The sequence below is a fragment of the Algoriphagus sp. UBA3586 genome (genome assembly GCF_002376385.1).
Taxonomy (GTDB): Bacteria; Bacteroidota; Bacteroidia; order Cytophagales; family Cyclobacteriaceae; genus Algoriphagus; species Algoriphagus ornithinivorans.
Map to the genome: position 1 here is coordinate 249,235 of NZ_DFMT01000031.1, position 26,328 is coordinate 275,562.

The window sequence follows — 26,328 nt, forward strand, 5'->3', positions numbered from 1 at the left end:
ATTAGGCAGTCACGTATTCTTTGACTGGTATTTTATTTAATGCATCTACAAATGCCTGTGCTGAGGCAAGGACTATATCCTCGTGAGAGGCGAAACCGTAGTAGGGTTTTTCTGATTTAATCAATCTCATATGAACTTTAGCCACATCATCAGAACCATGGGTTATCGCCTGAATCAGAAATTCTTCCAAGTCCACCTGAGGTTTGACAATTTTTTCGATTGATTTGAGAACCGCGTCCACAGGACCCACACCAGAAGATGAAGCTTGGTGAGAATCGTTTCCAATTTTCAAGCTTACTTCTGCCTGGATAGAATCATTAGAAGCATATGTCACTTTTTCCAATTCTATAAAATTGGACTCATCCATATATTTGCCAACAAGCTCCAAAAGGTCTTTGCGACCTATATCTCTTTTAGAGTCAGCCAACAAAAGGAAAGCCTCATATACCTCACGAAGTTCTTCTCCCTCTAATTCAACACCCAATGCATCCAAATGGTGCTTAAGTGCCGCCCTTCCAGATCTAGCAGTGAGAACGATTGAAGATTCCTCAACCCCAACTTCTTTAGGGTCAATGATTTCATAATTTTCTCTATGCTTCAAAACTCCATCTTGGTGGATTCCAGAAGAGTGTGCAAAAGCATTCCTTCCTACGATTGCTTTATTTGGCTGAACAGGCATGTTCATTAGCTTAGAAACCAATCGACTAGTCTTGTAAATCAAAGGAGTAACTATATCTGTGTGAACAGGGATTGATTGATGACATTTAATCGCCATGACCACTTCCTCCATGGAGGTATTCCCTGCTCGTTCTCCAATACCATTAATAGTCACTTCTACCTGACGGGCCCCATGTTGCACTCCTGCCACTGTATTTGCAGTAGCCATCCCTAAGTCATTGTGACAATGGGTAGCAATAATCGCCTTATCGATATTGGGAACATTATTTTTCAGATTGGCGATGATCGCACCATACTGCTCAGGAAGACAATATCCAGTGGTATCTGGAATATTGACCACCCTAGCACCTGCTTTGATTACTTCTTCTATGATTTTACAAAGGAAATCCGGCTCTGACCTTCCTGCGTCTTCTGCATAAAACTCCACATCCTCTACAAATTGTCTGGCAAATTTGACCGCTGCCACACCTCTCCGGATGATTTCATCTGGAGTAGTTCTCAACTTGTACTGAATATGATAAGGAGAAACCCCTATTCCAGTATGAATACGTCCTTTTTTCGCATATTTAAGTGCAGCCGCTGCCACTTCAATATCCTTTTCTACGGCTCTGGAAAGGGCACAAATGATTGGATTTGAAACAGCTTTTGAAATTTCCTGAACCGAATTGAAATCACCTGGGCTGGAAATAGGAAATCCAGCTTCTATGATATCCACCCCCAGTTCTTCTAGAGCTTTTGCCACCACAATTTTCTCCCGGGTGTTTAACTGACATCCCGGCACTTGCTCCCCATCTCTCAGGGTCGTATCGAATATCCACAGCTTGTCACTCATGATTTTTTGGGTTTTAGTTATTTTCTGGTCTCAACTGACGGACAACAGCTCCTGCCTGCCACATTTCAGACTCTCTTAATTCTTTCAATTCTTCTTCTAATTTTTCTCTGTAATCAGACTTGGAGTTAGAATCAATAGATTTCTGAGCCTCTTTTCCTGTTTTCACAGAGTCATATAGCGCTTCGAAAACCGGCTTGGTCGCATCACGGAAAGGCTTCCACCAATCCAAAGCACCTCTTTGGGCAGTGGTCGAACAGTTGGCGTACATCCAATCCATCCCATTTTCTGCTACCAATGGCATCAAAGACTGAGTCAGTTCTTCCACTGTTTCGTTGAATGCTTCTGATGGCGTATGCCCGTTTGCTCTCAAGACTTCGTACTGGGCCGCGAAAATCCCCTGTATGGCTCCCATCAATGTTCCTCTTTCACCAGTCAGGTCAGAAGTTACTTCACGATAAAAATCTGTCTCGAATAGGTATCCTGAGCCTACACCGATTCCCAAAGCAATTACTCTGTCTTTGGCTTTACCGGTTCCATCCTGATAAATAGCATAGGAAGAATTCAGTCCTCTACCTTCCACAAACATTCTTCTCAAAGAGGTACCGGACCCTTTGGGTGCTACCAGTATCACATCTACATCCGCCGGAGGTATGATTCCTGTTTTATCTTTATACGTTACGCCAAACCCGTGAGAAAAATAAAGGGCTTTCCCAGGAGTCAAGTGCTTCTTCACTGTTGGCCAAAGTGCAATCTGACCTGCATCAGAAAGCAAAAACTGAAGGATAGTTCCTCTTTCGCAGGCTTCTTCCAGTTCAAATAAAGTTTCTCCCGGAACCCAGCCGTCAGAAACTGCCTTATCCCAAGTTTTAGATCCTTTTCTCTGGCCAACGATTACGTTGAAGCCATTGTCCTTCAGGTTGAGTGCCTGTCCGGGACCCTGTACACCATAACCTAGCACGGCGATTACTTCATCTTTTAATACATCCCGTGCTTTTTCCAGAGGAAATTCCTCTCTGGTTACTACGTTTTCTTCAACGCTGCCAAATTTCAATTTCATAGTGTTATTATTAGATTTAATGGATTGATTTTCAATTTTTTATTTTAACAGGGAGTCAATCGTAAGCATTCTTTTTGCCACGGCTACTCTTCCGGATCTGGCAAATTCCAGCAGTCCGTATCCTTTGAGGATTTCCAACAATTCCTGAGTTTGCTCTTTGTGCCCGGTCAGTTCCAGCACCACAAAATCAGGCTCAGCAGCAATGATTTTGGCATTATGCTGTCTAATGACTTTTTCTAAACCCCCGTCCAATCTTGAAACCGGGATTTTATAAAGGGCAATTTCCTGATAAACTACAGCCTCATCTTCATGATAAAAGGCTTTGATCACGTCAATAATCTTTTCGATCTGATTAACTAGCTGTATTACCGTGTCTTCGGTAGCAGTCACTTCAATCGTGATTCTGTGGATTCCCTCCAGCCTACTTTCTGAGGCAGTGAGGGCATCTATATTGATCCCTCTTCGGGTAAAAATGATCGTAATCCGATTGAGTATGCCAATGAAATTCTCGGTAATGACAAATATGGTATATCGCTTCATACGTTTTTAGCTTAGTCTTACTTCCTCCACAGAGCATCCTGTGGCAATCATCGGGAATACATTATCTTCTTTTTCCACTACTACCTCTAAGAAAAAGGGACCATCATGGATCAGCATATCTTCAATTGCTTCTTTCAGATCTCCTCGATCTGTCACTTTTTGAGCTTTGATACTGTAAGCTTCAGCGATCTTTACAAAGTCAGGATTATCCAGTTCGGTAAATGAATAGCGCTTATCAAAGAACATCTGCTGCCATTGTCTCACCATACCGAGGTAATTATTATTCAAAAGGACAATTTTCACAGGAGCTTTGGTTTGCATAATGGTTCCCAATTCCTGAATAGTCATTTGAATTCCTCCATCTCCTACTACACAAATCACTTGTCTGGAATAATCATGAAGTTGTGCTCCTAAAGCAGCCGGTAAAGCAAAGCCCATTGTACCCAGACCTCCAGAAGTCACTTGAGTTCGGGTCTTTTTATAATGAAAATACCTCCAGGCTATCATCTGATGCTGTCCTACATCTGTGACTAAGACCGCATCATCTGCTTTGTATTGATTGATAAGATTAATTACTTCTCCCATCGTCAAGCCCACTTTGGTAGGAGTAATATCATGCTGTATCACAGCATCTTTCTCCATTTGCTCCAGCTCCCGGAACTTGGCCATCCAGGATGGATGTGTCTTTTCTGATACTGCCGCAGTCAACAGAGACAAACTCTCTTTACAATCTCCTAAAACAGGGATATCTGCTTTGACATTTTTATTAATTTCTGCCGGATCCAATTCCAAATGAATGACTTTGGCCTGTTTTGCATAGCGTTTCAAATCACCGGTTACTCGGTCATCAAAGCGCATCCCAATTGCGATTAATACATCACATTGATTGGTCAATAAATTGGGGGCATAATTTCCATGCATACCCAGTTTTCCCACATAGTTAGGATGATCTTGAGAAATAGCTCCTGAACCCAATAAGGTTGATGCCGCTGGAATGCCTGTTTTATCTAAAAAGAATTTCAACTCCGTCTCAGCCTTTCCCAACACTACGCCCTGACCAAAAACTATATAAGGTCTTTCTGCCTTGTTGATCAATTCAGCAGCTTCCTGAATGGCCGTCTTTTCAACAGGTATATGAGTTTTGTAAGATCTGAAACCCATGCAAGGGGCATAATTCATTTCCCCAAAGTCAACTTGGGCATTTTTGGTAATATCGATCAGTACAGGCCCTGGTCTTCCCGAACGGGCTATATAAAAACCTTTGGCTATGGCTGGTGCAATATCTTCAACCTTTCTTACTTGAATATTCCATTTGGTGCCAGGCATAGAAATTCCGACGACGTCTGTTTCCTGGAAAGCATCTGTACCTAATAGGTGCGCAGCTACTTGTCCTGTAATACAAACCAAAGGAGTACTGTCGATCTGCGCATCTGCTAAACCCGTGATGAGATTCGTTGCCCCTGGACCTGAAGTAGCCAAACAAACACCCACTTTACCGGATACTCTGGCATAGCCTTGAGCTGCATGGATGGCTCCCTGCTCATGTCGGGTCAGTACATGCTTGATTTGTTCATGATAGTCATACAATGCATCGTATACAGGCATGATTGCACCTCCGGGGTAGCCAAAAATAATTTCTGCCTGTTCCGCTATTAAAGACTGGACTACGATGTCCGCCCCTCTGATCATTGATTCCTTCATAGCATTAGAATTTATCTGTGACACAACCTTCAGAGGCGGTGGCAACGAGTTTATTGTATTTTTTCAAAGTACCCTGCAAGTCCTCAATGACTTTTGGAGACCAGCTTTTCTTTCTTTCAGCAAATTCAGCTTCCGAAACGTCTACAGACAGCAATTGATGATCCGTATCTATGGTGACCATATCTCCGCCTTTTAGTAGACCGATAGGCCCACCTGTCCAAGCCTCAGGAGTGACATGCCCCACTACAAAGCCATGAGTACCGCCCGAAAATCTTCCATCGGTAATTAATGCTACATCTGCGCCCAGTCCAGCTCCAATAATCATGGAAGTTGGCTTCAACATTTCAGGCATTCCCGGAGCTCCTTTAGGCCCTACATTTCTAATCACCACCACATCTCCGGCTTTTACTACATGATCACGGATTGCATCATTGGCTTCTTTTTCGGAATCGAATACTTTAGCCGGACCTGTAAATAATCTACCCTCTTTCCCTGTGATTTTTGCAACCGCACCTTCTGGAGCAAGATTTCCGGAAAGAATGCATAGGTGACCCGTTTCTTTGATGGGGGTTTCTACAGGATGAATCACATTTACTCGAGAAGGAACGATTGGATCAATTCCTTCCAAGTTTTCAGCTAATGTTTTGCCCGTGACAGTGAGACAGTCACCGTGCAAAAATCCTTTTTCCAAGAAATACTTCATGAATGCAGGAAGACCTCCTTGCTCATGTAAATCTTCCATCAGATATTTTCCGGAAGGCTTGAAATCACCTATCATCGGAGTCTTGGCATTGAGCTCTTTAAAGTCTTCTAGAGTAAAATCTACCCCTGCAGTTCTGGCTATCGCCAATAAGTGAAGTACAGCATTGGTACTTCCCCCCAATGAAATAGCCACACGAACTGCATTCTCAATACTTTTCCTACTGATAATATCCTTTGGTTTGATATCCTTTTCCAGCAAGATCTTCATGTAGTGATTTACATCTTTACATTCCTGGATTTTTTCAGGTGAATTGGCTGGATTGGAAGCAGAGTAAGGCAATGACATTCCTAAAGCTTCAATCGCTGAGGACATGGTGTTGGCAGTATACATGCCTCCACATGCACCTGCTCCCGGGCAGGCATTTCTGATTACTCCATCGTAATCCTCCTCAGAGATAGTCCCTTGGATTTTCTTTCCAAAAGCTTCAAATGCCGAAACGATGTTGAGTTTTTCGCCTTTATAATTACCCGAGGCAATCGTTCCTCCATAAACCATAATCGAGGGACGGTTGATCCGAAGCATCCCAATGATCGCCCCGGGCATATTTTTATCACAGCCAGCAACTGCGACACATGAATCAAAGGAGTGACCGAGTATAAAGGACTCTATGGAGTCTGCAATGATTTCTCTGGAAACCAAGGAGTAGCGCATTCCCAGTGTACCCATAGAGGTCCCATCTGAAATACCGATGGTATTAAAAACCAAACCGGTCAGATCATAATCCTGAGAGGAATCTTTGATCAGACCGGCAAAGTCATTCAAGTGCATATTGCAGGGATTGCTTTCATATCCGCAACTTGCTATCCCTACAAAAGGCTGTTTCATCTTTTTATCACTCATGCCCGTGGCATAAAGCATGGCCTTTCCGGCCGGATGTTCGGGATTATCTGATATTTCCCAACTGTATTTTTTCAGGGTCATAGGTTTAATTGGGTATAAAAAAAGTGCCTCATTGGTCTGAGGCACTTTCATTTTTATTTCATTATGAATAATAGTCTAGTGCCTCACATTAACATCCAATGAGAATAATAAAGCTTAGCAAAAAGACTACTGGGTACATATCTTTCGGTTTGAGATTCATCCTTTTCAGGAATTAGAATTCAAACTTAAACCCGAAATATCAGACTTACAATATTTAATTCGCCTTTTTATCTCCAAGTCAAAATATAAAGTATCGTAAATTCATTTTTATCAAAATTTAAACCTGCATAAACCTCTTAAACCGCTATAATTTAAAGATATGATTTTAAAAAAATCCGATTTTCAAAATTATATATTGATTTACACTATTTTCAAATTTTTTCTCATTTCGTTTCCTTTTTTATAAGAAAAAAATCCTTTCATCCGAAGTCCTATAATTTTTAGGAAAATCCTTGCATATTTTTCAATTGTTACTTTAGACCTTTATCACATAAAAAATCCCTCTATTTTTGTCAAAAGACTTTTCTGATGATCACATTTCCAAACGCAAAAATTAATCTCGGGCTTCACATCACTTCCAAAAGAAAGGATGGTTACCACGAAATCGAAACTTGTATGGTTCCTATTCCACTCTATGACGCTTTGGAAATGATTTTGGATAAAAAGGGTGGCTCGGAAAGTACAGGTTTATCGATTCCCGGTGATTCAAAGGATAATTTGATTCTCAAGGCGGAAAAGCTGATTCGAAAGGACTTCCAAGGATTACCCAATCTAAAGATTCACTTACACAAAAACATCCCTATGGGTGCCGGTCTGGGAGGAGGATCCGCGGATGCTGCTTTTGCTTTGACATTGATGAATAACCTGTTTGACCTGCATCTGGATAATTTTTTCTTGGAAGAATATGCGGCTCAATTGGGCAGTGATTGTCCATTCTTTATTGAAAATACTCCAAAAATTGCCAGAGGACGCGGGGAACTCTTAGAACCCATTGACCTTTCCCTGACTGGATGCCATTTAATTCTGGTCAACCCAGGAATCCATATAGGAACCAAAGAGGCCTATGCAGGAGTAAATCCATCTCCACCTAAGGTAAAGCTTGAGGAAGTTTTGGCAGACCGAAATAGATGGAAAGATGAGCTGGTTAATGATTTTGAAGCAAGTGTCTTCCAGAATCATCCGGAAATTGCAAAAATTAAGAAGCAACTATATGAGGCTGGAGCTTTTTATGCCGCCATGTCCGGTTCTGGATCTACAGTTTTTGGACTGTTTGAATCTAAACCCAAGTCCTTTTCAATTGATAAGGATTATTTCATTTTTGAAAGCGATTTGAAATAAATTTATCTGATTATCCGCTATCATGCCAGTTGCCTTATTTTCTTTGCTTGGCCGATTGGAAGACCGATGACCGAAGACCGAAGCTTCCGGATTCTGATCCTTTTAGCAGACAATAAGCCGTATTTTGTTGTTACTGGTAAGAAAGCGGATATCCATAAAATTTATTTAAATTTTATATTTATAAAATATAAATATAAATCTCATGGCGACTTTCACTAGTTCCTTGCCTGATGACCTTTTGGAAAAACTCTCAGCAGCAGCCAAAAACCTTTCAGTGCCGAAAAATAAATTGATTGAGCAAGCTCTTTCGCTATATCTGGACCATCTAAAAAGGGCTGAGTATATCAAATCATTCCAAAAAGCATCTCAAGACCAAGACTTGCTATCCATGGCTGAAGAAGGTATGGCCTCCTATTTAAACCTGAATTATGCATTAGAATTCGTAGCGAGAGATTAAAATGCAAGAAAATCAAGCACTTTGGAGATCGAGGCGTAGCACCGCTACGGTGAGATCGAAAAGTGAAGTGAAGCGATTGATTTTGAAGTATTTTGAGATCGAAGTAGATTTTATAATGCTTATTTCAGGTTAAAACAAGTAGAAGATCATGAAGCAAGGTGAAATCTGGTATATTGATCTAAATTCAAATCGGGGTTCGGAACAAGCTTGAATAAAACCCGCAGTGATCCTAAGCGGCAATTTGATGAATACCCATTTGAATGTTATTTGGATTGCGCCGCTGACCACGAAAATCAAAAAGTATAAAGGGAACCCGATTTTAACTCCGAATCCAGACAATGGACTTAGCTCGAGTTCAGAACTATTGATTTTTCACCTCAGCTCAGTGAGTAAAGAGCGGTTGATAAGAAAACTGGGGAAAATCACTTCTGATGAATTAAAAGAGGCACTCGAAACAGTTGAAGACCTGATCAAACTTTAACCCAAAGTCCTTACAGCTTTCCTTTTCTTGTTCCAATAATTCATTACAGGATAGGTTAAAACAGAAACCAATATTATCAAGGTACCCAAATAGAATTCCGGAGTCATTTTTTCACTTTCACCAAAAATCAATACGGCCAATACAATCCCGTAAACAGGCTCTAGATTGATCGTCAAGTTGATAGAAAATACAGTGAGTCTTTTCATCAGTTCCACTGAAACCGAAAATGCATATACTGTACAGACCCCACCTAAAATCAGTAACCAGAACCAATCATTTCCGACCCATGCCCACTGTATTCCTTTTCCCTCAGTGAAAAACTCTGCGTAAATAGGCATAAACAAAAGTGTAAACAAACAGGCTCCGGCCATTTCGTAAAATGTGATTTGATAGGGACTGTGACGCTGAGTTAGCCTTCCATTAATCACCGAAAAGCAGGCCGCTAAAAAAGCGGAACCCAAAGCCATTGCCATTCCCAGCCAGTATCCTGTTTCGAATTTGAAAATGACAATCAAGCCTGAAATCACCATTAAACCTAAGGCAACTTCATACCATTTGATTTTAGTGCGATTGAAAAAAGGCTCCACAAAGGCTGTCCAAAGTGAGGTGGTAGCCATGCCTGCCAAACATACGGAAGCAGTCGAAACACGGGCAGACCAAAAGAATAAAATCCAATGCAATGCAATTAAAAATCCTGTCCCGAGCACTTTCCACATCTGGGGAGTCGGAATAAGCAAAGGCTTCTTCCTCCAGAAAAGCAAAAGGGCGACTCCCAGCGATGCAATCAAGGTCCTGTAAAAAACCAGTTCCAAGGCCGGAAGAGAGATCAACAGGCCTAAAATGGCCGTAAAGCCCCATATCAAAACTATGAAATGAAGCAATAAATAATCTTTGATGGTGCTGGATTGCATCTATCGAGGTACAGTTTTATACAAGACTAATCCCGTCAGGGCAAAAATAATATTGGGCAGCCAAACCGCCAATATAGGATAGTCTGCTCCATTTTCTGCAAATGTTCTGGACAGAATAAATAAAAGGATGTACACAAAAGCCAGTAAAAAACCCATCGCGATCTGAAACCCAGAGCCTCCTCTGGTTTTCCTCGCAGACATAATTACCCCGATAAAGGTCAGTATCAAGGCTGCAAATGGAGACATAAAGCGCACATATCGCTCTATCTTGTAATACTCCACATTATCTGCTCCTCTATCTTCCAGAATACGTATTTGTTTACTCAGCTGTGGTAATTTGAGGGTCTCATGATGATTTTCCGGAACTCCAAAATCAGCTGGAACAATAGATAAAGTAGTATCCATTTTTTCTCCAACTGACCATTCTTCTTTTCTGTCTTTCAGCTCTCTTAATCTCCAATTGATCAAAGTCCAGACATTTTTGGCAGTATCCCACTCTATTCTATCGGATGATATTTTGGCGAAGAGTTTACCATCCTCAATAGTTTCTAAAGTGAAGTTATACCCTGTATTACTTGTCTTAAAAAATCGACTCAAATAGGCATAACTATTATCCCCCACCTTGATATGAATGTTTTGCTCTGTATTGGGAGCCCCCTTTTCCAAATAGACCATCTTAAATACTGTCATTCCTTCCGTAGCCGACGGGAGCACCCAGCCATTCAGATAAAAGCTTACCCCACCAATCAAAGCGGCGCCTACTAAAAATGGCCTTAATAATCGTACAAAGCTCACCCCACTACTTAAAATGGCAACGATTTCTGTTCTTCCGGCCATTTTGGAAGTAATGAAAATAACAGAGATGAATACAGTAATGGGAGTCAATAAATTATTGAGATAAAGCCCATAGTTACCCATATATCTCAATATCTCACCTGCAGGAACCTGGTTGGAAATGTACTTATCGTTTTTCTCGGTAAAATCCAGCACCAAAACCACCAAAATCAACATCAGGACCACAAAGAAATAGGTCTTCAGGAAATCCTTGATGATTAATTTGTCGAGTAGTTTCATATTAAAGTCTAGTGCTCACCTTCTTGACCATTTGTTCTTTCCAAACGGCAAAGTCACCAGCGAGGATATGTTCCCTCGCCTGTCCTACTAACCATAGGTAAAACGCTAAATTATGAATACTGGCGATTTGCGCAGCTAAAATCTCCTTAGAAATAGTTAAATGCCGCAAATAAGCCTTAGAATAAAAAGTACTCGCATAATTACCTATTGCAGGATCAATTGCAGAGAAATCATCCTCCCATTTTTTATTTCGGATATTAATAATCCCTTCGGAGGTAAAAAGCATCCCATTTCTTGCATTCCGGGTAGGCATTACGCAGTCAAACATATCCACGCCTAAGGCAATGCATTCCAAAATATTAGCCGGTGTCCCTACTCCCATCAAATAACGAGGTTTGTCTTGAGGCAAAATATCTGTCACCAACTCAGTCATTTCATACATCATTTCAGCAGGCTCACCTACCGATAGTCCTCCGATAGCATTCCCTTCCCGCTCTCTAGAGGCAATAAATTCAGCGCTTTGCTTGCGCAAGTCTTTGTACACTGAGCCTTGAACAATTGGAAAAAACGTCTGACTATAGCCATACTTGCCAGTGGTGGAATCAAACTGAGTGATACATCTATCTAACCATCGATGGGTCATTTCCATGGACTTTCTCGCATAGCCATACTCGCAAGGATATGGAGTACATTCATCAAAGGCCATGATTATATCAGCTCCTATGGTCCGCTGAATATCCATGACATTTTCAGGAGTAAAGTGATGCTTGGAACCGTCAATATGCGACTTGAACATCACTCCATCCTCTTTTATTTTTCGGCTACCTGATAAAGAAAAAACCTGATATCCTCCACTATCGGTCAAAATAGGTCTATCCCAACCATTAAAACGATGAAGCCCCCCTGCTTTTTCTATGATATCCAATCCCGGTCTCAAATAGAGGTGATAAGTATTGCCTAAGATAATTTGTGCCTGAATATCCTCCTTCAGTTCTCTTTGATGGACTGCCTTGACGCTTCCGGTAGTTCCAACAGGCATAAAAATAGGGGTTTGAATCGTTCCATGATCCGTTTCGACTGTACCGACTCTGGCTTTGGTCTGTGGATCAGTATGCTGTAAGGTAAACTTCATCTCTTGATTTTCAATGATGTGGACTTCATCCACGAAATGATGGGATTGGCCTGCAAAAATATCCACTTATTCTTAAATGAATGCCTAAATGTCTTTTATATTTGCCCAGCAAAATTGACCTATGGGCCTATTTTTACTTTGGTTTCTCTTCGGTATTGGCATTTTCATTCAGATCATCTACTTATTGGTGATTTTTGGGCGAACTGCATTCTATAAATTGCCCAAATCTGGTGGAAGTTCAGCAGACGAGGAAGCAGTAACGGTGGTAGTTCCGGCTCATAATGAGTACAAAAATCTCAAAGTCCTGATCCCCAAGCTATTCGAACAAGATTACCCCAAATACGACGTATTGGTAATCAACGATCGAAGTACCGACAGAACCAAAAGGTTGCTGGAGGAGATGATGGCGATTTATCCAAGACTCAGATCAGTCACTATCAAGTACACTCCCACTCACGTAACTTCCAAAAAATATGCGCTGACCTTGGGTATCAAGGTGGCCAAAAGTGACGTCATATTATTGACAGATGCAGATTGTATGCCTGCATCTGATCAGTGGATCAGAAAAATGACGCAACCGGTACGAGCTCAAGGTAAGGTTTTCTCAATTGGATATTCAGGGTATGAGCGCGTGAGCGGTTTCCTCAATAAATGGATTCAGTTCGAAACCCTGAAAACCGGACTTTACTATTTGTCCTTTGCATTATGGAAAGCTCCTTTCATGGGAGTAGGTCGAAATTTATGCTATAGAAGAAGTTTTTTCATGGAAGTGAAAGCCTTCAAAGGGATTTGGCATATTGAAGGGGGAGATGATGACTTATTTGTAAATCGGTATGCAACAGGGAAAAATACTGCAGTTGTAATTGATCCGGAAGCTAATACACTTTCCAAACCGAAAGAAAATTGGAAAGAATACAAGGTTCAGAAAAAAAGGCATCTGCATGCAGGAAAATATTACAGAGGAGAGGATAAGCGAAAAATCGGCTTTTATGCTTTATCCCATGCCTTATTTTGGATTGGGGGTCTTGGCTTATTGATTTATTTTGGTTTGGAGGGCAACTGGGAACGTTTTCTTATCGTTTTCGGTATTATTCTAGTAAGATCATTTTTATTGTTGGGAATTTTCACCTCAGCAAGTAAAAAGATCAACGGTTCCAAAGTCCCTGCAAATATCCTGATCAATGACTTTTTGTATTTGGGTTATTTTTGGGTTTTAGGATCTGTTTCTCACCAGTCAAAAGACATTCAATGGAAGTAAACGAGCGCGGATTTTCTAACAAAGCACTGGAAGACTTTGATCTGATAGACAAGGCAGTGGATGAAAAGGATCAGCAGGCCTATGCTACCCTCATGAAGCGGTACAAAAAGGCTGTTTATTTCATGATCCTAAAAATGATCCGGGATGCTGATGATGCAGAGGACTTGACGATGGAGGCTTTTGCAAAAGCATTCAAAAATCTACACAGGTTTAAAAAAGACTATACCTTTTCAACTTGGCTATTTCGAATTGCCACAAACAACACCATTGATTTCATCCGAAAAAAGAAGCTCAAAACCATGAGCTTGAACACGACCATGTCTGATGATAGTGGGAATGCAGTCAATATCGATGTGGAAGATGATGACAACAATCCTCAGGATGAGTTTATCAAGTCTCAGCGTATAGAAATGGTGAGAATTTTTGTAGATAAGCTTCCTGCGAAATATCGAAAATTGGTCCAGCTGAGATACTTTGATGAGCTGTCTTATGAGGAAATCGCCCAAGAACTCGAGAAGCCTTTGGGAACTGTGAAAGCCCAACTTCACCGCTCCCGTGAACTTTTGTATGAAATCGCCTCCGGCAAAGAAAAACACATCTGATGAATACAGGCACTCAGCTGATTCTTTCCTACTTTCCTAATCTGACCGAAAAACAAATCGAGCAATTAGACCGATTGCAGGAATTGTACGAGGATTGGAACTCTAAAATCAATGTAATCAGTCGAAAGGACATGGATCAGTTCTATGTGCATCATGTGCTGCACTCTTTGGGGATTGCTAAAGTGATGGGATTTCAGCCTGGCACCAAAGTATTGGATATCGGTACAGGAGGAGGATTTCCGGGTATTCCTTTGGCCATTTTATTTCCTGACACACACTTTCATTTGGTAGATTCTATTGGTAAAAAAATCACCGTAGTCAAAGAAGTGGCAAAAACCCTGAAGCTAAGCAATGTCGAAGCCCAGCAAGTAAGGGCCGAAACCTTAGTCAGAAAATACGATTTCGTGATCAGCCGAGCCGTGACCCGAATGATCAATTTTTATCCTTGGGTCAAAGGAAAAATCAAAAAAGAAGATTTCAACGAGTTTCCCAATGGTATCCTCTACCTCAAAGGAGGAGAGGTGGATGAAGAAATGGAAGAAACAGGCAAGTCCTATGTCACTTATCATTTGGAAGACTATTTCAAAGAAGAATTTTTTGAGACCAAAAAAGTGGTCTATATGCCTTGGGAGGATAAAAGATAAAAAAAATCACAACTAACTTCAGTGCTTTTTTTCAATCAAATGGCTTCTGTGATTGACTTAATTTTATTATCCTTTTTTTGGTAATGTTAAACCAAACTGGTTATAGAATTTAATTCTAACTCTCCCCGACAATTCCTGCCACTTGACTTTTTTGCCTCCTTCAAATGACCTAATTTGAAGCCTCAATTTTCTGTGCTGTATGTATATTATTTTCGATACCGAGACCACCGGTTTACCCCGAGATTACAATGCCCCCATGTCCGATGTGGACAACTGGCCTCGCTTGGTTCAATTAGCTTGGCAACTTCATGATGCTCAGGGCAAACTGATCTCCAACCATAATTACATCGTCAAACCGGAGGGTTTTACTATTCCCTATAATGCCGAAAAAGTTCATGGTATTTCTACCAAAAGAGCGCTGGCAGAAGGACATGACCTGAAAGAGGTCTTGGCGATTTTTGAAAAAGATGTCGCTGAGGCAAAGCATCTGGTCGGTCATAATATCGAGTTTGATATCAATGTGGTCGGTTCGGAATTTATCCGGGCTGAATTGCCCATGCCATTAACGGCCAATCCACTCGACACGAAGGATATTTCCACTGAATTCTGTGCGATCCCAGGCGGTAAAGGAGGCAAATTCAAATGGCCTACCCTAACTGAATTGCATCAAAAATTATTTGGAGAAGGATTTGGGGATGCGCACGATGCAGCTTATGACGTAGATGCAACCGCCCGATGCTTTTTTGGATTGATTACACAGGGTGTACAAAAGCCAGAAGAAGGCGTAGCCGTTTCAGAAGTAATCTACGAAGCTCCCAAGCTTGCTGAAGCAAATTTTGCGCAGGCTAAAGACAGCCAAAAAGCCGCTGCTAAAGATGTATTAAAGCAGGCTGGAAAAGCAGATATTTCTGACTTGGTGGATATACCATTCACCCATTTGCACGTTCATACACAGTATTCAGTTCTGCAAGCAACCTCAGAAATTCCCGCTTTGGTAGCCAAAGCAAAATCCATGAATATGCCAGCTATCGCGATGACTGATCATGGCAATATGATGGGCGCTTTCCACTTTGTCAAAGCTGCTATGGGCGCAGAAATCAAGCCGATTGTAGGTTGCGAATTTAACCTCTGCAGAGATCGAAAAAACAAAGGGCAAAAAGACGATGGTTTTCAAACTGTCTTAATTGCAAAAAACAAGGCAGGCTATCATAATCTTGCCAAATTGGCCTCATACGCCAATATAGAAGGCTTTTATTATGTCCCGAGAATAGACAAGGAAGTTCTTGTGCAGTACAAATGCGACTTGATTGCCACCACCGGAGGGCTTTGGGGAGAGATTCCATTTTTGATTTTGAATGTGGGAGAAACTCAAGCAGAGGAAGCGTTTATCTGGTGGAAAGAGCAGTTTGGCGATGATTTTTATGTAGAGCTCAATCGACATGGAATCCCGGAAGAAGAAAAAGTCAATGAGGTTCTCTTAGAATTTGCCAAGAAGTATAATGTGAAATATTTCGCTGCCAATAACACCTATTATAATGATAAAGCGGATGCAAAAGCCCATGATATTTTGCTCTGCGTCAAGGATGGGGAATTGGTAGAAAAACCCAAAAAATATGTAGGCAAGCGAGGACGGGAGTTTCGATACGGCTTCCCAAATGACGAGTTTTACCTCAAGTCTCCAGAAGAAATGAAAAAACTTTTTGCAGATCTGCCGGAGGCTATTGAGTGCACCCAGGAAATCGTCGAAAAATGTGAAGCCTACAAGCTGGCCAGAGAGGTTCTTCTTCCCAAATTTGACATTCCTGAAGAATTCAAAGATCAGCAGGATGATGTAGATGGCGGAAAGCGGGGAGAAAATGCCTATCTACGTCACCTGACTTATGAAGGTGCCAAAAAACGCTACTCAGAAATCACTCCTGAAATACGGGAAAGATTAGATTTTGAGCTGGCAACGATTGAGAATACCGGCTATCCGGGTTACTTCCTCATTGTACAGGACTTTACCCGGGCAGCCCGGGAAATGGGCGTTTCGGTGGGACCCGGAAGGGGTTCAGCGGCAGGGTCTGCTGTGGCTTACTGCATCGGAATCACCAATGTAGATCCTATTGAGTACGATCTCCTTTTTGAGAGATTCTTGAACCCAGATAGGGTTTCACTTCCCGATATTGATATTGACTTTGATGATGAAGGTAGAGGAAGAGTCATTGACTATGTAATCAAAAAATACGGTTCTAATCAGGTCGCACAAATCATCACCTATGGTACCATGGCGGCAAAATCAGCGATTCGGGATACCGCCAGAGTGCTCAATCTTCCCTTAGCAGAGGCAGGACGCCTTGCCAATCTCGTTCCGGACATCAAGTTGAAAGTACTGTTCGAGCTGGCGAAAAACAGAGCTGCTCTCTCTGATAAACTGAAAGGACAGGGAGAGTTGATCCAAAAAGCAGAAGAATTGCTTCGGGTTGCTCAAGGGCAGGATGAATCGGCAAAAACAGTCAATCAGGCAACAGTTTTGGAAGGCTCAGTTCGAAATACCGGGATTCATGCCTGTGGGGTAATCATTACGCCAGACGATATCACCAATTTCGTTCCTGTGGCCTTGGCCAAGGATTCGGACATGGTTTGCACCCAGTTTGACAACTCGGTCGTAGAATCAGCCGGATTGCTGAAAATGGACTTTTTGGGTCTAAAAACTCTGACCTTGATCAAAGACGCGATCAAAATCGTCAAAGAGCGTCACGGTTTAGAGTTGGACGCAGACACATTTCCGATAGATGACGAAAAGACCTACGAGTTATTTCAGCGGGGTGAAACAGTCGGCATTTTCCAGTACGAAAGTCCTGGGATGCAGAAATACATGCGTGAGCTGAAACCTACTGTTTTTGCCGATTTAATCGCGATGAACGCGCTGTATAGACCAGGACCATTGGCTTACATTCCTTCTTTCATCAAAAGGAAGCATGGGACCGAACCCATCACCTACGATCTGGAGGATATGAAAGAATACCTGGAGGAAACCTATGGAATTACGGTTTATCAGGAACAGGTAATGCTTCTATCCCAAAAACTGGCCGGCTTCACCAAAGGTGAGGCAGATGTACTTCGTAAAGCCATGGGTAAAAAGCAGAAGGATGTCTTGGATAAAATGAAACCCAAATTTATCGAACAGGCAGCTGCCAAAGGACACGACCCTAAAAAGCTGGAGAAAATCTGGACAGACTGGGAAGCTTTTGCTTCTTATGCATTCAACAAATCTCACTCCACCTGTTATGCCTGGATAGCTTATCAAACTGCCTATCTTAAGGCCCATTATCCAGCCGAATACTTAGCCTCAGTTCTGAGCAATAACATGAACGATATCACGCAAGTGACTTTTTTCATGGAAGAATGTAAGCGGATGGGTATCCCGGTATTAGGACCGGATGTCAATGAATCCAAAAATGGCTTTACTGTAAATGCCGCTGGAGAAATCCGCTTTGGAATGGCAGCAATCAAAGGTGCTGGCTCCGCAGCAGTAGATGAAATCATCAAGGAAAGAGAGAAAAACGGCCCTTTCAAAAATATCTTCGATTTCGCCAAAAGAGTAAATTCCAGAGCCTTGAATAAGAAAACCATGGAAGCTCTGGCCATGGCCGGTGGCTTTGACTGCTTCCCTGAACATCACCGCAGACAATACTTGGAAGCACCGGATGGAGATGTGACTTTGATCGAAAAAGCGGTGAAATATGCACAAAAGGTGCAGCAAGAGGAAGATAGTGCACAAGTAAGTTTATTCGGAGGCAGTAGTGGTAGCATGGATATTCCCCTGCCTAGTATTGCACCTATGGAGCCATTTTCTCAATTGCAGCAATTGAACATTGAAAAAGAGGTAGTAGGCTTATATATTTCAGGTCACCCATTGGACCAATACCGCTTGGAAATTGAGTCCTTTACGAACGCTTCTTTGCCTGACCTGAATGATTTGGACGCCTTACGTAGCAAGAAAGAAATCAGGCTAGCCGGATCAGTTTCTTCTTTCGCTCATAGAACCACCAAAAACGGGAAACCTTTCGGAACCTTGAGTTTGGAGGACTATCAAGGAGGCTTTACTTTCTTTTTGTTTGGAGAGGATTATGTGAAATATAAGGAGTACTTCATGACAGGCTGGTTTTTGTTTCTCAAAGGAGAAGTAGGGCAAAAACGCTGGGATGAAAATTCCTTGGAGTTTAAGATCAATAGCATCATGTTATTGTCTGAGGTCCGAGGAAAAATGATCAAAGGCCTCCGGGTAAATATTGACTTGGATGATTTGACTTTAGATTTGATGGAAAAGCTGGAGACAATCACCCAGAAATACAAAGGAGAGGCAAAACTCTATTTCGATGTGATCGACCGAAAAGAGAATATCAGCCTTGAATTATTTTCCAAAAAATTTTCAATTGACCCAAGTGCCGAAATGATCAAAGAACTAAAGGAAATACCTGAAATAGTCTATAAAGTAGAGTAAGAGAAGTGAATTTTGTATTTACCTATGCTCATAGACAAAAAATGATAAGTGGTAGGAACTAATTACCGATTGATTCACTTTCTCTCATATATTTGAATAAAAGAATCGAACTAAACGAATTATACAATGGGAAAAGCAATCGAAATCACCGACGCTAATTTTGAAGATGTAATCAAATCCGATCAGCCAATTCTGGTTGATTTTTGGGCTGAATGGTGTGGACCTTGTAAAATGATCGGACCAGTAGTTGAAGAATTGGCCGGTGATTACGAAGGAAAAGCAGTAATCGGAAAAGTGGATGTAGACTCTAACCCAGGAGTTGCTCAGGCATTTGGCATCCGTTCTATTCCAACCTTATTGTTCTTCAAAGATGGACAAATCGTAGATAAGCAAGTAGGCGCAGTGCCTAAGGCAGTATTAGCTCAGAAATTAGACGCTCAGTTATAAGTAGCATCTTTCTAAAATTTGAAGCCACGGAAAAATCCCGTGGCTTTTTTTATATTCGACTCTAGATGAATGAAAAGCTAATTTCTCTTTCTGAATTTTTCGATTTAAGAACCTCGATACCTATTCTGGACGCCCGAAGCGAAGGAGAATTTGAGCAAAGCCATATACCCGGGGCGCAGAATCTCCCTATTCTAAATAATGAAGAAAGAATTGAAGTAGGAACTCTTTATAAAAATGAAGGCAGTGAAGCGGCTACCTTAAAAGGTTTTGAACTAGTCGGCCCTAGATTTCATCTTATCCAAAAAGAAGCAATTCAACAATTCCCCGAGCGAAAAGTCCTACTCTACTGCTGGCGAGGAGGAATGAGATCTCAGATTTTATCTTGGCTATTGGGAATGGTAGGGTTCGAAGTGTATCGCTTAAAAGGTGGCTACAAAACCTATAGAACTTTTACATTTGAAGAGGTTCGAAAACCTCGTACACTCATCGTATTAGGCGGAAAAACCGGTTCCGGAAAAACACTGTTACTAAAGAAGCTCTCTAAAAGTGGGGAGCAAGTTATTGATTTGGAAGGCCTGGCAAGGCATAAGGGATCCTCATTTGGTGCGATAGGGCAAAAGCCTCAACCTACTGTGGAGCAGTTTGAAAACCTGATGGCCGAGCAATTACTTCAAATGAATATTCTTCAAACCATCTGGGTGGAAAACGAAAGCCGAAAAATAGGAAGGATTATTATCCCTGATCATTTTTTTCAGCTAATGCTTGAGGCGCCTCTGATAGATATATTCAAGACAGATGTGGAAAGAATAACGCATATTGCTGATGAATATGGGAAACTTCCCAAGGAAGAATTGATAGCTGCCGTTAAGCGATTGAAGAAAAAATTGGGAGGATTAAGAACGGAGCAGGCAATTGAAGCAATCCAATCAGGAGACCATGAAGCTTGGATTCAAAATCTCTTAATCTACTATGACAAGGCTTACGAATATGACCTTAACCGACATCCCAACGAAAAAACGTATTCATTGGACTTGAGCAACAAAAAAATTAATCAGCAAATAAAGCTTTTACTTCAAACCAAATCCAAGATCCATGGAAACTCAAGCAACCCGATTAACTGAATGGAGCGAAGGCTCAGGTTGTGGGTGCAAAATCGCTCCTGCCATTCTTGATCAAATACTCACTTCCAGTAATTCATTCAGCCAAACTGATCCCAATCTTTTGGTTGGTAATTCCGGCAAAGACGATGCGGCGGTATATCAAGTTTCGGAGGATATCGCAATCATCAATACCGTTGATTTTTTCACACCTATAGTCGATGACCCATTTGATTTTGGAAGAATAGCTGCGGCTAATGCCATTTCTGATGTTTATGCGATGGGAGGAAAACCAATTTTTGCCAATGCAATCTTGAGCTGGCCTGTAGAAAAACTGGCCCCCGAGCTAGCAGCAAAGGTCCTAGAAGGAGCTAAAAGTATTTGTAAAACCGCAGGAATTGAACTAGCTGGAGGGCATAGCATCGCTGCCAAAGATCCGATATTTGGACTTTCGGTCAACGGAATAGTTCATCCGAGAAAAATAAAAACCAACAAAGGGGCAAAAGCAGAAGATTTGATATTTTTGACTAAACCATTGGGAATAGGTGTTTTGGCCACTGCCCTCAAGCGCCAAAAAATTAAAGAGACGGATTATCTCAACTTACTGGATACTGCCTGTAGATTAAATCAAATTGGAGCAGTTTTGGGAAATCATGAGGAAGTTCATGCTATGACAGATGTGACTGGTTTTGGATTGCTGGGCCACTTGATCGAAATGGCAGAAGGTGCTGGACTTTCGGCAGAAATAGAAATTGAAAGACTACCCTTAATTGAAGGAATACAAGATTATATCAATCAATTCATTTTCCCTGATAATACGTACAGAAATTGGAATGCCTTTAATTCCAAAACAGAAGGTGTGAAAGGAATGGATTTGGTCAAACTTTGTGATCCTCAGACCAGTGGTGGATTGCTGATTGCTGTTGCACCGGAGAATCAGACTTGGTTTGAAAATACCTTACAAGCGGAAAATCAGGTAGCCTGGGAAATAGGAAAGTTTAGTGAAAAACTGGATTTTACAGTAAAGGTAAGCTAGGAATTCATAGGCTTTTGTAACTTGATTCCAATCAAACCTAGCCAAAATGAACCTCAAACTCTGCTTCCTGCTCTTTTTGCTTCCATCCTTATTTGCCATGTCCCAAGTTCCATCCACCATTGAAAGTGAATTAGTCATTTTAAATGTAAATACTCTGGAGGAAAAGGTTGTTTTGAGGGAAAAACGGCATTTTGAAGCTCCTAACTGGACCCGAGACGGAAAATATTTATTAATAAATGCCGACGGAAAGCTGGAAAAAATTGATTTAAATGGGAATAAGCTTGGCTTTATATTCCCGGATCAAATTACCCGCATAAACAATGACCATGGATTGAGTTTTGATGGAAAAACCCTTGTCTTCAGCAAAAATGAGGAAGGCATGGGCTCCCGGATTTATACGATTCCTGCAAAAGGAGGAAAAGCCAAACTTATCACTCCCAAGTATCCGAGCTACTGGCATGGTATTAGTCCTGATGGCAAAACGCTCGTGTATTGTGCAGAAAGAGATGGGGCATGGGATGTCTGGGCGATTTCAACTCAAGGAGGCACGGAAATCAGGCTAACTGATTCTGAAGGCTTGGACGACGGCCCGGAGTACTCCTATGATGGGAAATGGATCTATTTCAACAGCCACCGCACAGGCAGAATGCAGGCTTATAGAATGAAGCCAGATGGGGCTCAGCAAGAGCAGCTAACTTTTGATGAGTTGGATAATTGGTTCCCTCACCCTTCCCCAGATAATAAGAGCGCTGTGATTATTTCCTATCTAGAAGATCAAAAGGGAGCCCATCCTTTTGGGAAGGATGTGAAGCTCCGGTTACTAGATGTCGAAAGCAAAACACTCAGAGACCTTACTCCAGTTTTTTATGGAGGTCAAGGCTCCATTAATGTGCATTCTTGGTCTCCGGATGGAGATTGGATAGCTTTTGTGAGGTATTTTAATTGATATCAGTCTTCGTTTGCAATCTGAAACTTATAGACATGAAACTCTAACTTATCTTCCGTCACATCTTCATTTAAATAATGAGTATAAGGAAAGTAAAGCCCATCTTTTGTCACAAAAAAGGAAAGAGCGTCATACTTATGGGCGGGAAGCTCAATCTCCTGAAGAAGATTTAAGCTGTGATCCATTACTGTCAAGTAATCTTTGGTCTGAGAAAAATTAAGATTTCCCAGACTCAAATCTGGATTAGGATGTTCTCCTCTGTGAGTTCTATAAAATAAATTTCTATAGGGATCAAAGACGGTATGATAGAAATAGGGGTTTTCGATCAGATGGTTGAGCCTAAGATGTATTTCAGAATAGGTTTCACTTGGCAATGACTTAACCGTATTTATAGAGAATCCACTTTCAATTGTTCTTGAAATTAGCTTTCCACTTTTTCTATCGTAGACATTAACGACTGGTGAATTGGGAAATGAAAAAATAATCAGTGAATCACTTAGGACTATATTTGGATTCATATATTCTCCTAAATACTCTCCATCTAGAAGATACGAATCAGGAAAATGAAACGGGTAATCTTTGACTTTTCCCGTTTGAAGATTAAGCTCTGCTAAAATAGGCACTTCATAATAGACTGATTTGTTCAGAATTGACTCCATCGAGTAAGAATGGAAAAATACTGAGTTTGATGCCGAATCAACATACAGTTTGAAATGTACAGAATGTGATAGATACCCTACTTTTTGCTTTCCGACACCAGAACTATTTCGACTTAATGGAAGTAATTCTTTAGCGACGACCACACCTTGATCGTTGATAATATCCAGTGAATAATTTCTTCCATAAAGAAAGATGGAGTCAGGTTGATAAATAAAAAAATCAAAAGGAGAATCCACTGCATTTGGTCCATCGGTATTTAGAGGTATTGAATTGATAAACTCTCCCTCCGTAAGTGAAAATATATCTAACCTGTGGAGGGACTGATTATACCCATAGAAGTAATCGATAGAGTCAGTTTTGAAGACAGAGAAACGGGGATAATCATACAATTGGTTTTTATCCAAATTAATTCTTACCGTATCGACAGTGTAGGCAATGCTTTTAATCAAACTCTTTTGCTCGGCATCATTTTTACACGATACTAAAGAAATTAGAATAAAAAATCGGGCAAATTGCCCAATTTTACTACTTAAAGACATTTTGAATATTCCGTACATAGTCCTTCTGGATTTTCAATTTGGAACTCTATTCTAAAGAGTAGAAAAAAAGATCCACAACACGTTAATATTTAAACAGATCAAATGAAATAGAATCCTCATCGCCAGACTTTTTCCTTAAATAAAAATTCGAATTGTAAAAAAAGGCATTCGTAGCTACATAATCTTTGTCAGGCAAATCATATACATTTAAAATCTCCAAGTCCTCCAAATTATACTTTATAAGCTTCATCTTTCGTTTTGGTGATTTAAGATTAGACTTTACTGGTAAAATATAAAATCTAAGAATCACTTCAGAGACTTCATCGATATAGACTGGACCGAAAATAGCTAGATTATTTAAAGTCTCATGCCAGGTCTCAGAATCATATTCATAATTATTTGATTCAAATGGAGGCATTATTTTTTCTCCAAATTCTGATTGCTTTACCTCAATAAGTGAATCTAATCCAAATCTACGTTCATACAGAACATTTGAGTTTGGAAAGGAATAAATAATACGATTGTTCTGCCTATCAAAAGCCTGATAAATATAATCGTAAGGAAGAGCCCCCCAATCCCCCTCTTGAAAATAAACTCTCGGATAAGGATTAGCAAGACTAACATCACCCTTTGAAATGGAATAACGTAAAATTGGATGAAACTCTGGCGAATAATCGCCCCAAACAATTGAGTTATAATAAATGTAGTCGCCAAAAATAATTGGTGGACTTGAAGATGTTGCATAGGGACTTTGGCGAATTGAGAGGTCCATCAACGCAAAATCATTGATAATATTTCCTAAATGATCAGATAGATAAGAGTATCTTCCCTTTCCAAATAAGAGTATGGAGTCGCTTCCCACATGCTTAAAGGTCATGACACCTTTCATCAAGCCATCTCCGCCTACTTTAAAAGACAACTTTTTATTGAACTTGCTTGTCCTTACATCATAGTAATAGATCGTATTTGTCAAGTCATTCAACAAGGATAAAAAAGGTTGATCGTTCAGAACGACCAGCTCCAATCCATGAAAATAATCTGGTGTGAGAGAGTCCAACTGAAAACTGATAGAATCAATTGCGTCCAATTGCTTTGGAGAAATAGCGTTTTCCTTTTTAGCACATGAAAAAATAATCACTAGAATCAGTAAGTATCGCATCGATAAACAATTGAATTTTGAGTCGGAAAAAAGCACAAAATTTTTAAGGTAAAAAACTAAAAATATCTTAAATCTACCTACTAATAGAAGTTCTTAGATCATCCAACGGCTTTTATTTTCTTTCAAATTCGGGACACTTTTACCGGAAGATATAGAATTATGGAGAGAGTGTGGATTGTTTTTGTAAGGTATTATCGTTAAAAAAAGACATGCTATTAAACTTCAATCAATGCCCCAGATTGGATACCCCACCAGAAACCATAAACTTCATCACATCTGAGCTTTTCACTCCATGGAGAGGTTTGACTTTGTCTTTTGGTACTAAAAACACATTCCCTGACACATTATAGCTGTGTGGAAAGTAAACGGCTATCAGATCAGGTTCACCAATCTCGGACATATCTTCCTGAGTTATAAAACCCAATCGTGAAAGTGTATCCGATATCTGAACAATGACAGGAGAGCTAAATTTCTTTTTATCTCCCACAAAAGCCCCCATCAAATCCTTAATGGACGTATAAAGTAGATTCACCAATGGAATCTTAAATACTCCTCTTTCAAACCATTCAAAAAAAGGTTTGGTAAAGAATAAACTTGCCAGATATCCAATAAAAGTAATCAAGCCTAAAACCATTAAGATGCCAATCCCTGGAATAGGAACGGGAATCAAATTGTCTAAAAAGACAAAAATGGCATAGATCACATAAATCGTAACGGCTAACGGAGTAATGAATAACAGCCCTCTCAGAAAGTAGGACAGAATTCTTTTATAAGTGAATCCCATGGATTTAGATCTAGAAAAGATTTGAATTACTAATTCATCAAGTACGAATACTCAAAGGTATCAATCCAGCAATTTAATCTTCACACTTCTATAAAAAATCACTGATTCTGGATCATGGGCTTGTAAAGCAATGGTTCCCTTATCAAACTTCTTCTCTTCAGCGTTGGCAGGCCTGTCAGCATCCTCAGACTCATCATATTCCATAACTACCTCATCATTGATTTTGACAGTAGCCTGATCTCCTTTGACAATAATATGGTAAGTATACCATTCGCCATCATTCACATATACTTCTCTTACATCATTGAAAGAATAAAGGCTTCCTGATTTTCTCCAGTCAGCATGTGATTGATTGACTTGTACTTCATATCCTTTTTCAGGCCAACCTTTTTCTTGGTAAGCAGTATGGATAAAAATTCCTGAATTGGCTTTCGGCATTGTTTTTACCTCTACCATCAATTCAAAATTCTTGAATTCATGATCTCTCACCGGTCCCACATAAAAAGCATGTGCTCTGGGTCCATCCACTTTAATTACACCATCCACTACTTGAAAGGAATTTGGATTTTCAGATACTTTCCATCCATCCAAATTCTTCCCGTTAAATAATTCAATCCAATCTGTCGATTGAGCAAATGACAAAGAGCAAATGAGTAGAAAGGTTAAAAATAAGCTTAGTTTTTTCATCTGTTTATAAATTGTTTTTTAGAGGTCAGATGGAATGGCCAGGATAATAATCCCCCTGTGTGAGAATTTTCCTAATGGACATTTCATAAGGATACAAT

General features: G+C 40.5%; 23 protein-coding genes. 11 read left to right on the plus strand and 12 right to left on the minus strand.

Features of this window, described 5'->3' with window-relative positions; genetic code table 11:
• Position 1 precedes the first annotated feature (1 nt).
• The 5 genes from B2906_RS11385 to ilvD are packed head-to-tail and all read right to left on the minus strand — an operon-like array spanning position 2 to position 6,492.
• A complete protein-coding gene (locus B2906_RS11385; RefSeq protein WP_286939738.1) occupies positions 2 to 1,510 on the minus strand; it encodes a 2-isopropylmalate synthase in 1,509 nt (502 codons plus the stop codon).
• Between the two features lie 13 nt (positions 1,511 to 1,523).
• On the minus strand, positions 1,524 to 2,567 hold the full coding sequence (gene ilvC, locus B2906_RS11390) for a ketol-acid reductoisomerase (protein WP_144607337.1): 1,044 nt from the start codon (positions 2,565 to 2,567) through the stop codon (positions 1,524 to 1,526).
• Between the two features lie 39 nt (positions 2,568 to 2,606).
• Positions 2,607 to 3,107 (minus strand): acetolactate synthase small subunit, encoded by a 501-nt coding sequence (gene ilvN, locus B2906_RS11395; RefSeq protein WP_144607338.1) that lies wholly within the window; start codon positions 3,105 to 3,107, stop codon positions 2,607 to 2,609.
• 6 nt (positions 3,108 to 3,113) lie between these two features.
• Complete coding sequence (gene ilvB, locus B2906_RS11400) at positions 3,114 to 4,808, minus strand: biosynthetic-type acetolactate synthase large subunit (RefSeq protein ID WP_286939739.1); 1,695 nt, start codon at positions 4,806 to 4,808, stop codon at positions 3,114 to 3,116.
• A gap of 4 nt (positions 4,809 to 4,812) precedes the next feature.
• Positions 4,813 to 6,492, minus strand: coding sequence for a dihydroxy-acid dehydratase (gene ilvD / locus B2906_RS11405; protein ID WP_219957898.1), 1,680 nt, complete (start codon positions 6,490 to 6,492; stop codon positions 4,813 to 4,815).
• A 528-nt stretch (positions 6,493 to 7,020) separates the two neighbouring features.
• Between ilvD and ispE the strand changes: the two genes are divergently transcribed.
• The 3 genes from ispE (at position 7,021) to B2906_RS11420 (ending at position 8,768) form a co-directional block, all read left to right on the plus strand.
• On the plus strand, positions 7,021 to 7,830 hold the full coding sequence (gene ispE, locus B2906_RS11410; RefSeq protein WP_144607340.1) for a 4-(cytidine 5'-diphospho)-2-C-methyl-D-erythritol kinase: 810 nt from the start codon (positions 7,021 to 7,023) through the stop codon (positions 7,828 to 7,830).
• A 202-nt stretch (positions 7,831 to 8,032) separates the two neighbouring features.
• On the plus strand, positions 8,033 to 8,287 hold the full coding sequence (locus tag B2906_RS11415; protein WP_144607341.1) for a ribbon-helix-helix domain-containing protein: 255 nt from the start codon (positions 8,033 to 8,035) through the stop codon (positions 8,285 to 8,287).
• 223 nt (positions 8,288 to 8,510) lie between these two features.
• Entirely contained in the window at positions 8,511 to 8,768 is a 258-nt protein-coding gene (locus B2906_RS11420; protein ID WP_255590459.1) for a type II toxin-antitoxin system PemK/MazF family toxin, read from the plus strand.
• Here B2906_RS11420 and B2906_RS11425 read toward each other — a convergent pair.
• Genes B2906_RS11425 through tgt form a run of 3 tightly spaced genes read right to left on the minus strand, consistent with a single transcriptional unit; the run spans position 8,765 to position 11,885 of the window.
• Complete coding sequence (locus B2906_RS11425; protein WP_144607343.1) at positions 8,765 to 9,679, minus strand: DMT family transporter; 915 nt, start codon at positions 9,677 to 9,679, stop codon at positions 8,765 to 8,767. The genes B2906_RS11420 and B2906_RS11425 overlap by 4 nt on opposite strands.
• A complete protein-coding gene (locus B2906_RS11430; protein ID WP_144607344.1) occupies positions 9,680 to 10,753 on the minus strand; it encodes an LptF/LptG family permease in 1,074 nt (357 codons plus the stop codon).
• Between the two features lies 1 nt (position 10,754).
• Positions 10,755 to 11,885, minus strand: coding sequence for a tRNA guanosine(34) transglycosylase Tgt (gene tgt, locus B2906_RS11435; protein WP_219959371.1), 1,131 nt, complete (start codon positions 11,883 to 11,885; stop codon positions 10,755 to 10,757).
• Between the two features lie 121 nt (positions 11,886 to 12,006).
• Between tgt and B2906_RS11440 the strand changes: the two genes are divergently transcribed.
• The 8 genes from B2906_RS11440 to B2906_RS11475 all read left to right on the plus strand — a co-directional run bounded on the left by B2906_RS11440 (position 12,007) and on the right by B2906_RS11475 (position 22,401).
• The gene (locus tag B2906_RS11440) at positions 12,007 to 13,143 is read left to right on the plus strand and encodes a glycosyltransferase (protein ID WP_219957897.1); all 1,137 of its coding nucleotides are present in this window, start codon (positions 12,007 to 12,009) and stop codon (positions 13,141 to 13,143) included.
• On the plus strand, positions 13,134 to 13,745 hold the full coding sequence (locus B2906_RS11445; RefSeq protein WP_091654944.1) for an RNA polymerase sigma factor: 612 nt from the start codon (positions 13,134 to 13,136) through the stop codon (positions 13,743 to 13,745). Before B2906_RS11440 ends, B2906_RS11445 begins: the two co-directional genes overlap by 10 nt.
• Positions 13,745 to 14,389 carry a 16S rRNA (guanine(527)-N(7))-methyltransferase RsmG gene (rsmG, locus tag B2906_RS11450; protein ID WP_219957896.1) on the plus strand — a complete coding sequence of 215 codons (645 nt, stop codon included), beginning with the start codon at positions 13,745 to 13,747 and terminating at the stop codon, positions 14,387 to 14,389. Before B2906_RS11445 ends, rsmG begins: the two co-directional genes overlap by 1 nt.
• Before the next feature lie 199 nt (positions 14,390 to 14,588).
• Positions 14,589 to 18,875, plus strand: coding sequence for a DNA polymerase III subunit alpha (gene dnaE / locus B2906_RS11455; RefSeq protein WP_219957895.1), 4,287 nt, complete (start codon positions 14,589 to 14,591; stop codon positions 18,873 to 18,875).
• A gap of 126 nt (positions 18,876 to 19,001) precedes the next feature.
• Positions 19,002 to 19,322, plus strand: a complete 321-nt coding sequence (gene trxA / locus B2906_RS11460) for a thioredoxin (protein ID WP_091654947.1) — start codon at positions 19,002 to 19,004, stop codon at positions 19,320 to 19,322.
• A 65-nt stretch (positions 19,323 to 19,387) separates the two neighbouring features.
• Positions 19,388 to 20,443, plus strand: a complete 1,056-nt coding sequence (gene mnmH, locus B2906_RS11465; RefSeq protein ID WP_286939742.1) for a tRNA 2-selenouridine(34) synthase MnmH — start codon at positions 19,388 to 19,390, stop codon at positions 20,441 to 20,443.
• Complete coding sequence (selD, locus tag B2906_RS11470; RefSeq protein WP_286939743.1) at positions 20,415 to 21,455, plus strand: selenide, water dikinase SelD; 1,041 nt, start codon at positions 20,415 to 20,417, stop codon at positions 21,453 to 21,455. Before mnmH ends, selD begins: the two co-directional genes overlap by 29 nt.
• Positions 21,456 to 21,501: 46 nt before the next feature.
• Entirely contained in the window at positions 21,502 to 22,401 is a 900-nt protein-coding gene (locus B2906_RS11475) for a TolB family protein (protein WP_286939744.1), read from the plus strand.
• 2 nt (positions 22,402 to 22,403) lie between these two features.
• Here B2906_RS11475 and B2906_RS11480 read toward each other — a convergent pair whose 3' ends face one another.
• The 4 genes from B2906_RS11480 to B2906_RS11495 all read right to left on the minus strand — a co-directional run bounded on the left by B2906_RS11480 (position 22,404) and on the right by B2906_RS11495 (position 26,230).
• Positions 22,404 to 23,618 carry a DUF4221 family protein gene (locus B2906_RS11480; RefSeq protein ID WP_286939745.1) on the minus strand — a complete coding sequence of 405 codons (1,215 nt, stop codon included), beginning with the start codon at positions 23,616 to 23,618 and terminating at the stop codon, positions 22,404 to 22,406.
• Between the two features lie 64 nt (positions 23,619 to 23,682).
• Entirely contained in the window at positions 23,683 to 24,759 is a 1,077-nt protein-coding gene (locus B2906_RS11485) for a hypothetical protein (protein WP_286939746.1), read from the minus strand.
• 226 nt (positions 24,760 to 24,985) lie between these two features.
• Entirely contained in the window at positions 24,986 to 25,543 is a 558-nt protein-coding gene (locus tag B2906_RS11490) for a DUF502 domain-containing protein (RefSeq protein WP_091654951.1), read from the minus strand.
• Between the two features lie 60 nt (positions 25,544 to 25,603).
• Complete coding sequence (locus tag B2906_RS11495) at positions 25,604 to 26,230, minus strand: 3-keto-disaccharide hydrolase (RefSeq protein ID WP_286939747.1); 627 nt, start codon at positions 26,228 to 26,230, stop codon at positions 25,604 to 25,606.
• Between the last annotated feature and the right edge of the window lie 98 nt (positions 26,231 to 26,328).

Coding starts and splice junctions, on each gene's coding strand:
- B2906_RS11385 (WP_286939738.1), bottom strand. CDS start 1,510: ATGAGTGACAAGCTGTGGATATTCGATACGACCCTGAGAGATGGGGAG.
- ilvC (WP_144607337.1), bottom strand. CDS start 2,567: ATGAAATTGAAATTTGGCAGCGTTGAAGAAAACGTAGTAACCAGAGAG.
- ilvN (WP_144607338.1), bottom strand. CDS start 3,107: ATGAAGCGATATACCATATTTGTCATTACCGAGAATTTCATTGGCATA.
- ilvB (WP_286939739.1), bottom strand. CDS start 4,808: ATGAAGGAATCAATGATCAGAGGGGCGGACATCGTAGTCCAGTCTTTA.
- ilvD (WP_219957898.1), bottom strand. CDS start 6,492: ATGACCCTGAAAAAATACAGTTGGGAAATATCAGATAATCCCGAACAT.
- ispE (WP_144607340.1), top strand. CDS start 7,021: ATGATCACATTTCCAAACGCAAAAATTAATCTCGGGCTTCACATCACT.
- B2906_RS11415 (WP_144607341.1), top strand. CDS start 8,033: ATGGCGACTTTCACTAGTTCCTTGCCTGATGACCTTTTGGAAAAACTC.
- B2906_RS11425 (WP_144607343.1), bottom strand. CDS start 9,679: ATGCAATCCAGCACCATCAAAGATTATTTATTGCTTCATTTCATAGTT.
- B2906_RS11430 (WP_144607344.1), bottom strand. CDS start 10,753: ATGAAACTACTCGACAAATTAATCATCAAGGATTTCCTGAAGACCTAT.
- tgt (WP_219959371.1), bottom strand. CDS start 11,885: ATGAAGTTTACCTTACAGCATACTGATCCACAGACCAAAGCCAGAGTC.
- B2906_RS11440 (WP_219957897.1), top strand. CDS start 12,007: ATGGGCCTATTTTTACTTTGGTTTCTCTTCGGTATTGGCATTTTCATT.
- B2906_RS11445 (WP_091654944.1), top strand. CDS start 13,134: ATGGAAGTAAACGAGCGCGGATTTTCTAACAAAGCACTGGAAGACTTT.
- rsmG (WP_219957896.1), top strand. CDS start 13,745: ATGAATACAGGCACTCAGCTGATTCTTTCCTACTTTCCTAATCTGACC.
- dnaE (WP_219957895.1), top strand. CDS start 14,589: ATGTATATTATTTTCGATACCGAGACCACCGGTTTACCCCGAGATTAC.
- trxA (WP_091654947.1), top strand. CDS start 19,002: ATGGGAAAAGCAATCGAAATCACCGACGCTAATTTTGAAGATGTAATC.
- mnmH (WP_286939742.1), top strand. CDS start 19,388: ATGAATGAAAAGCTAATTTCTCTTTCTGAATTTTTCGATTTAAGAACC.
- selD (WP_286939743.1), top strand. CDS start 20,415: ATGGAAACTCAAGCAACCCGATTAACTGAATGGAGCGAAGGCTCAGGT.
- B2906_RS11475 (WP_286939744.1), top strand. CDS start 21,502: ATGAACCTCAAACTCTGCTTCCTGCTCTTTTTGCTTCCATCCTTATTT.
- B2906_RS11480 (WP_286939745.1), bottom strand. CDS start 23,618: ATGTACGGAATATTCAAAATGTCTTTAAGTAGTAAAATTGGGCAATTT.
- B2906_RS11485 (WP_286939746.1), bottom strand. CDS start 24,759: ATGCGATACTTACTGATTCTAGTGATTATTTTTTCATGTGCTAAAAAG.
- B2906_RS11490 (WP_091654951.1), bottom strand. CDS start 25,543: ATGGGATTCACTTATAAAAGAATTCTGTCCTACTTTCTGAGAGGGCTG.
- B2906_RS11495 (WP_286939747.1), bottom strand. CDS start 26,230: ATGAAAAAACTAAGCTTATTTTTAACCTTTCTACTCATTTGCTCTTTG.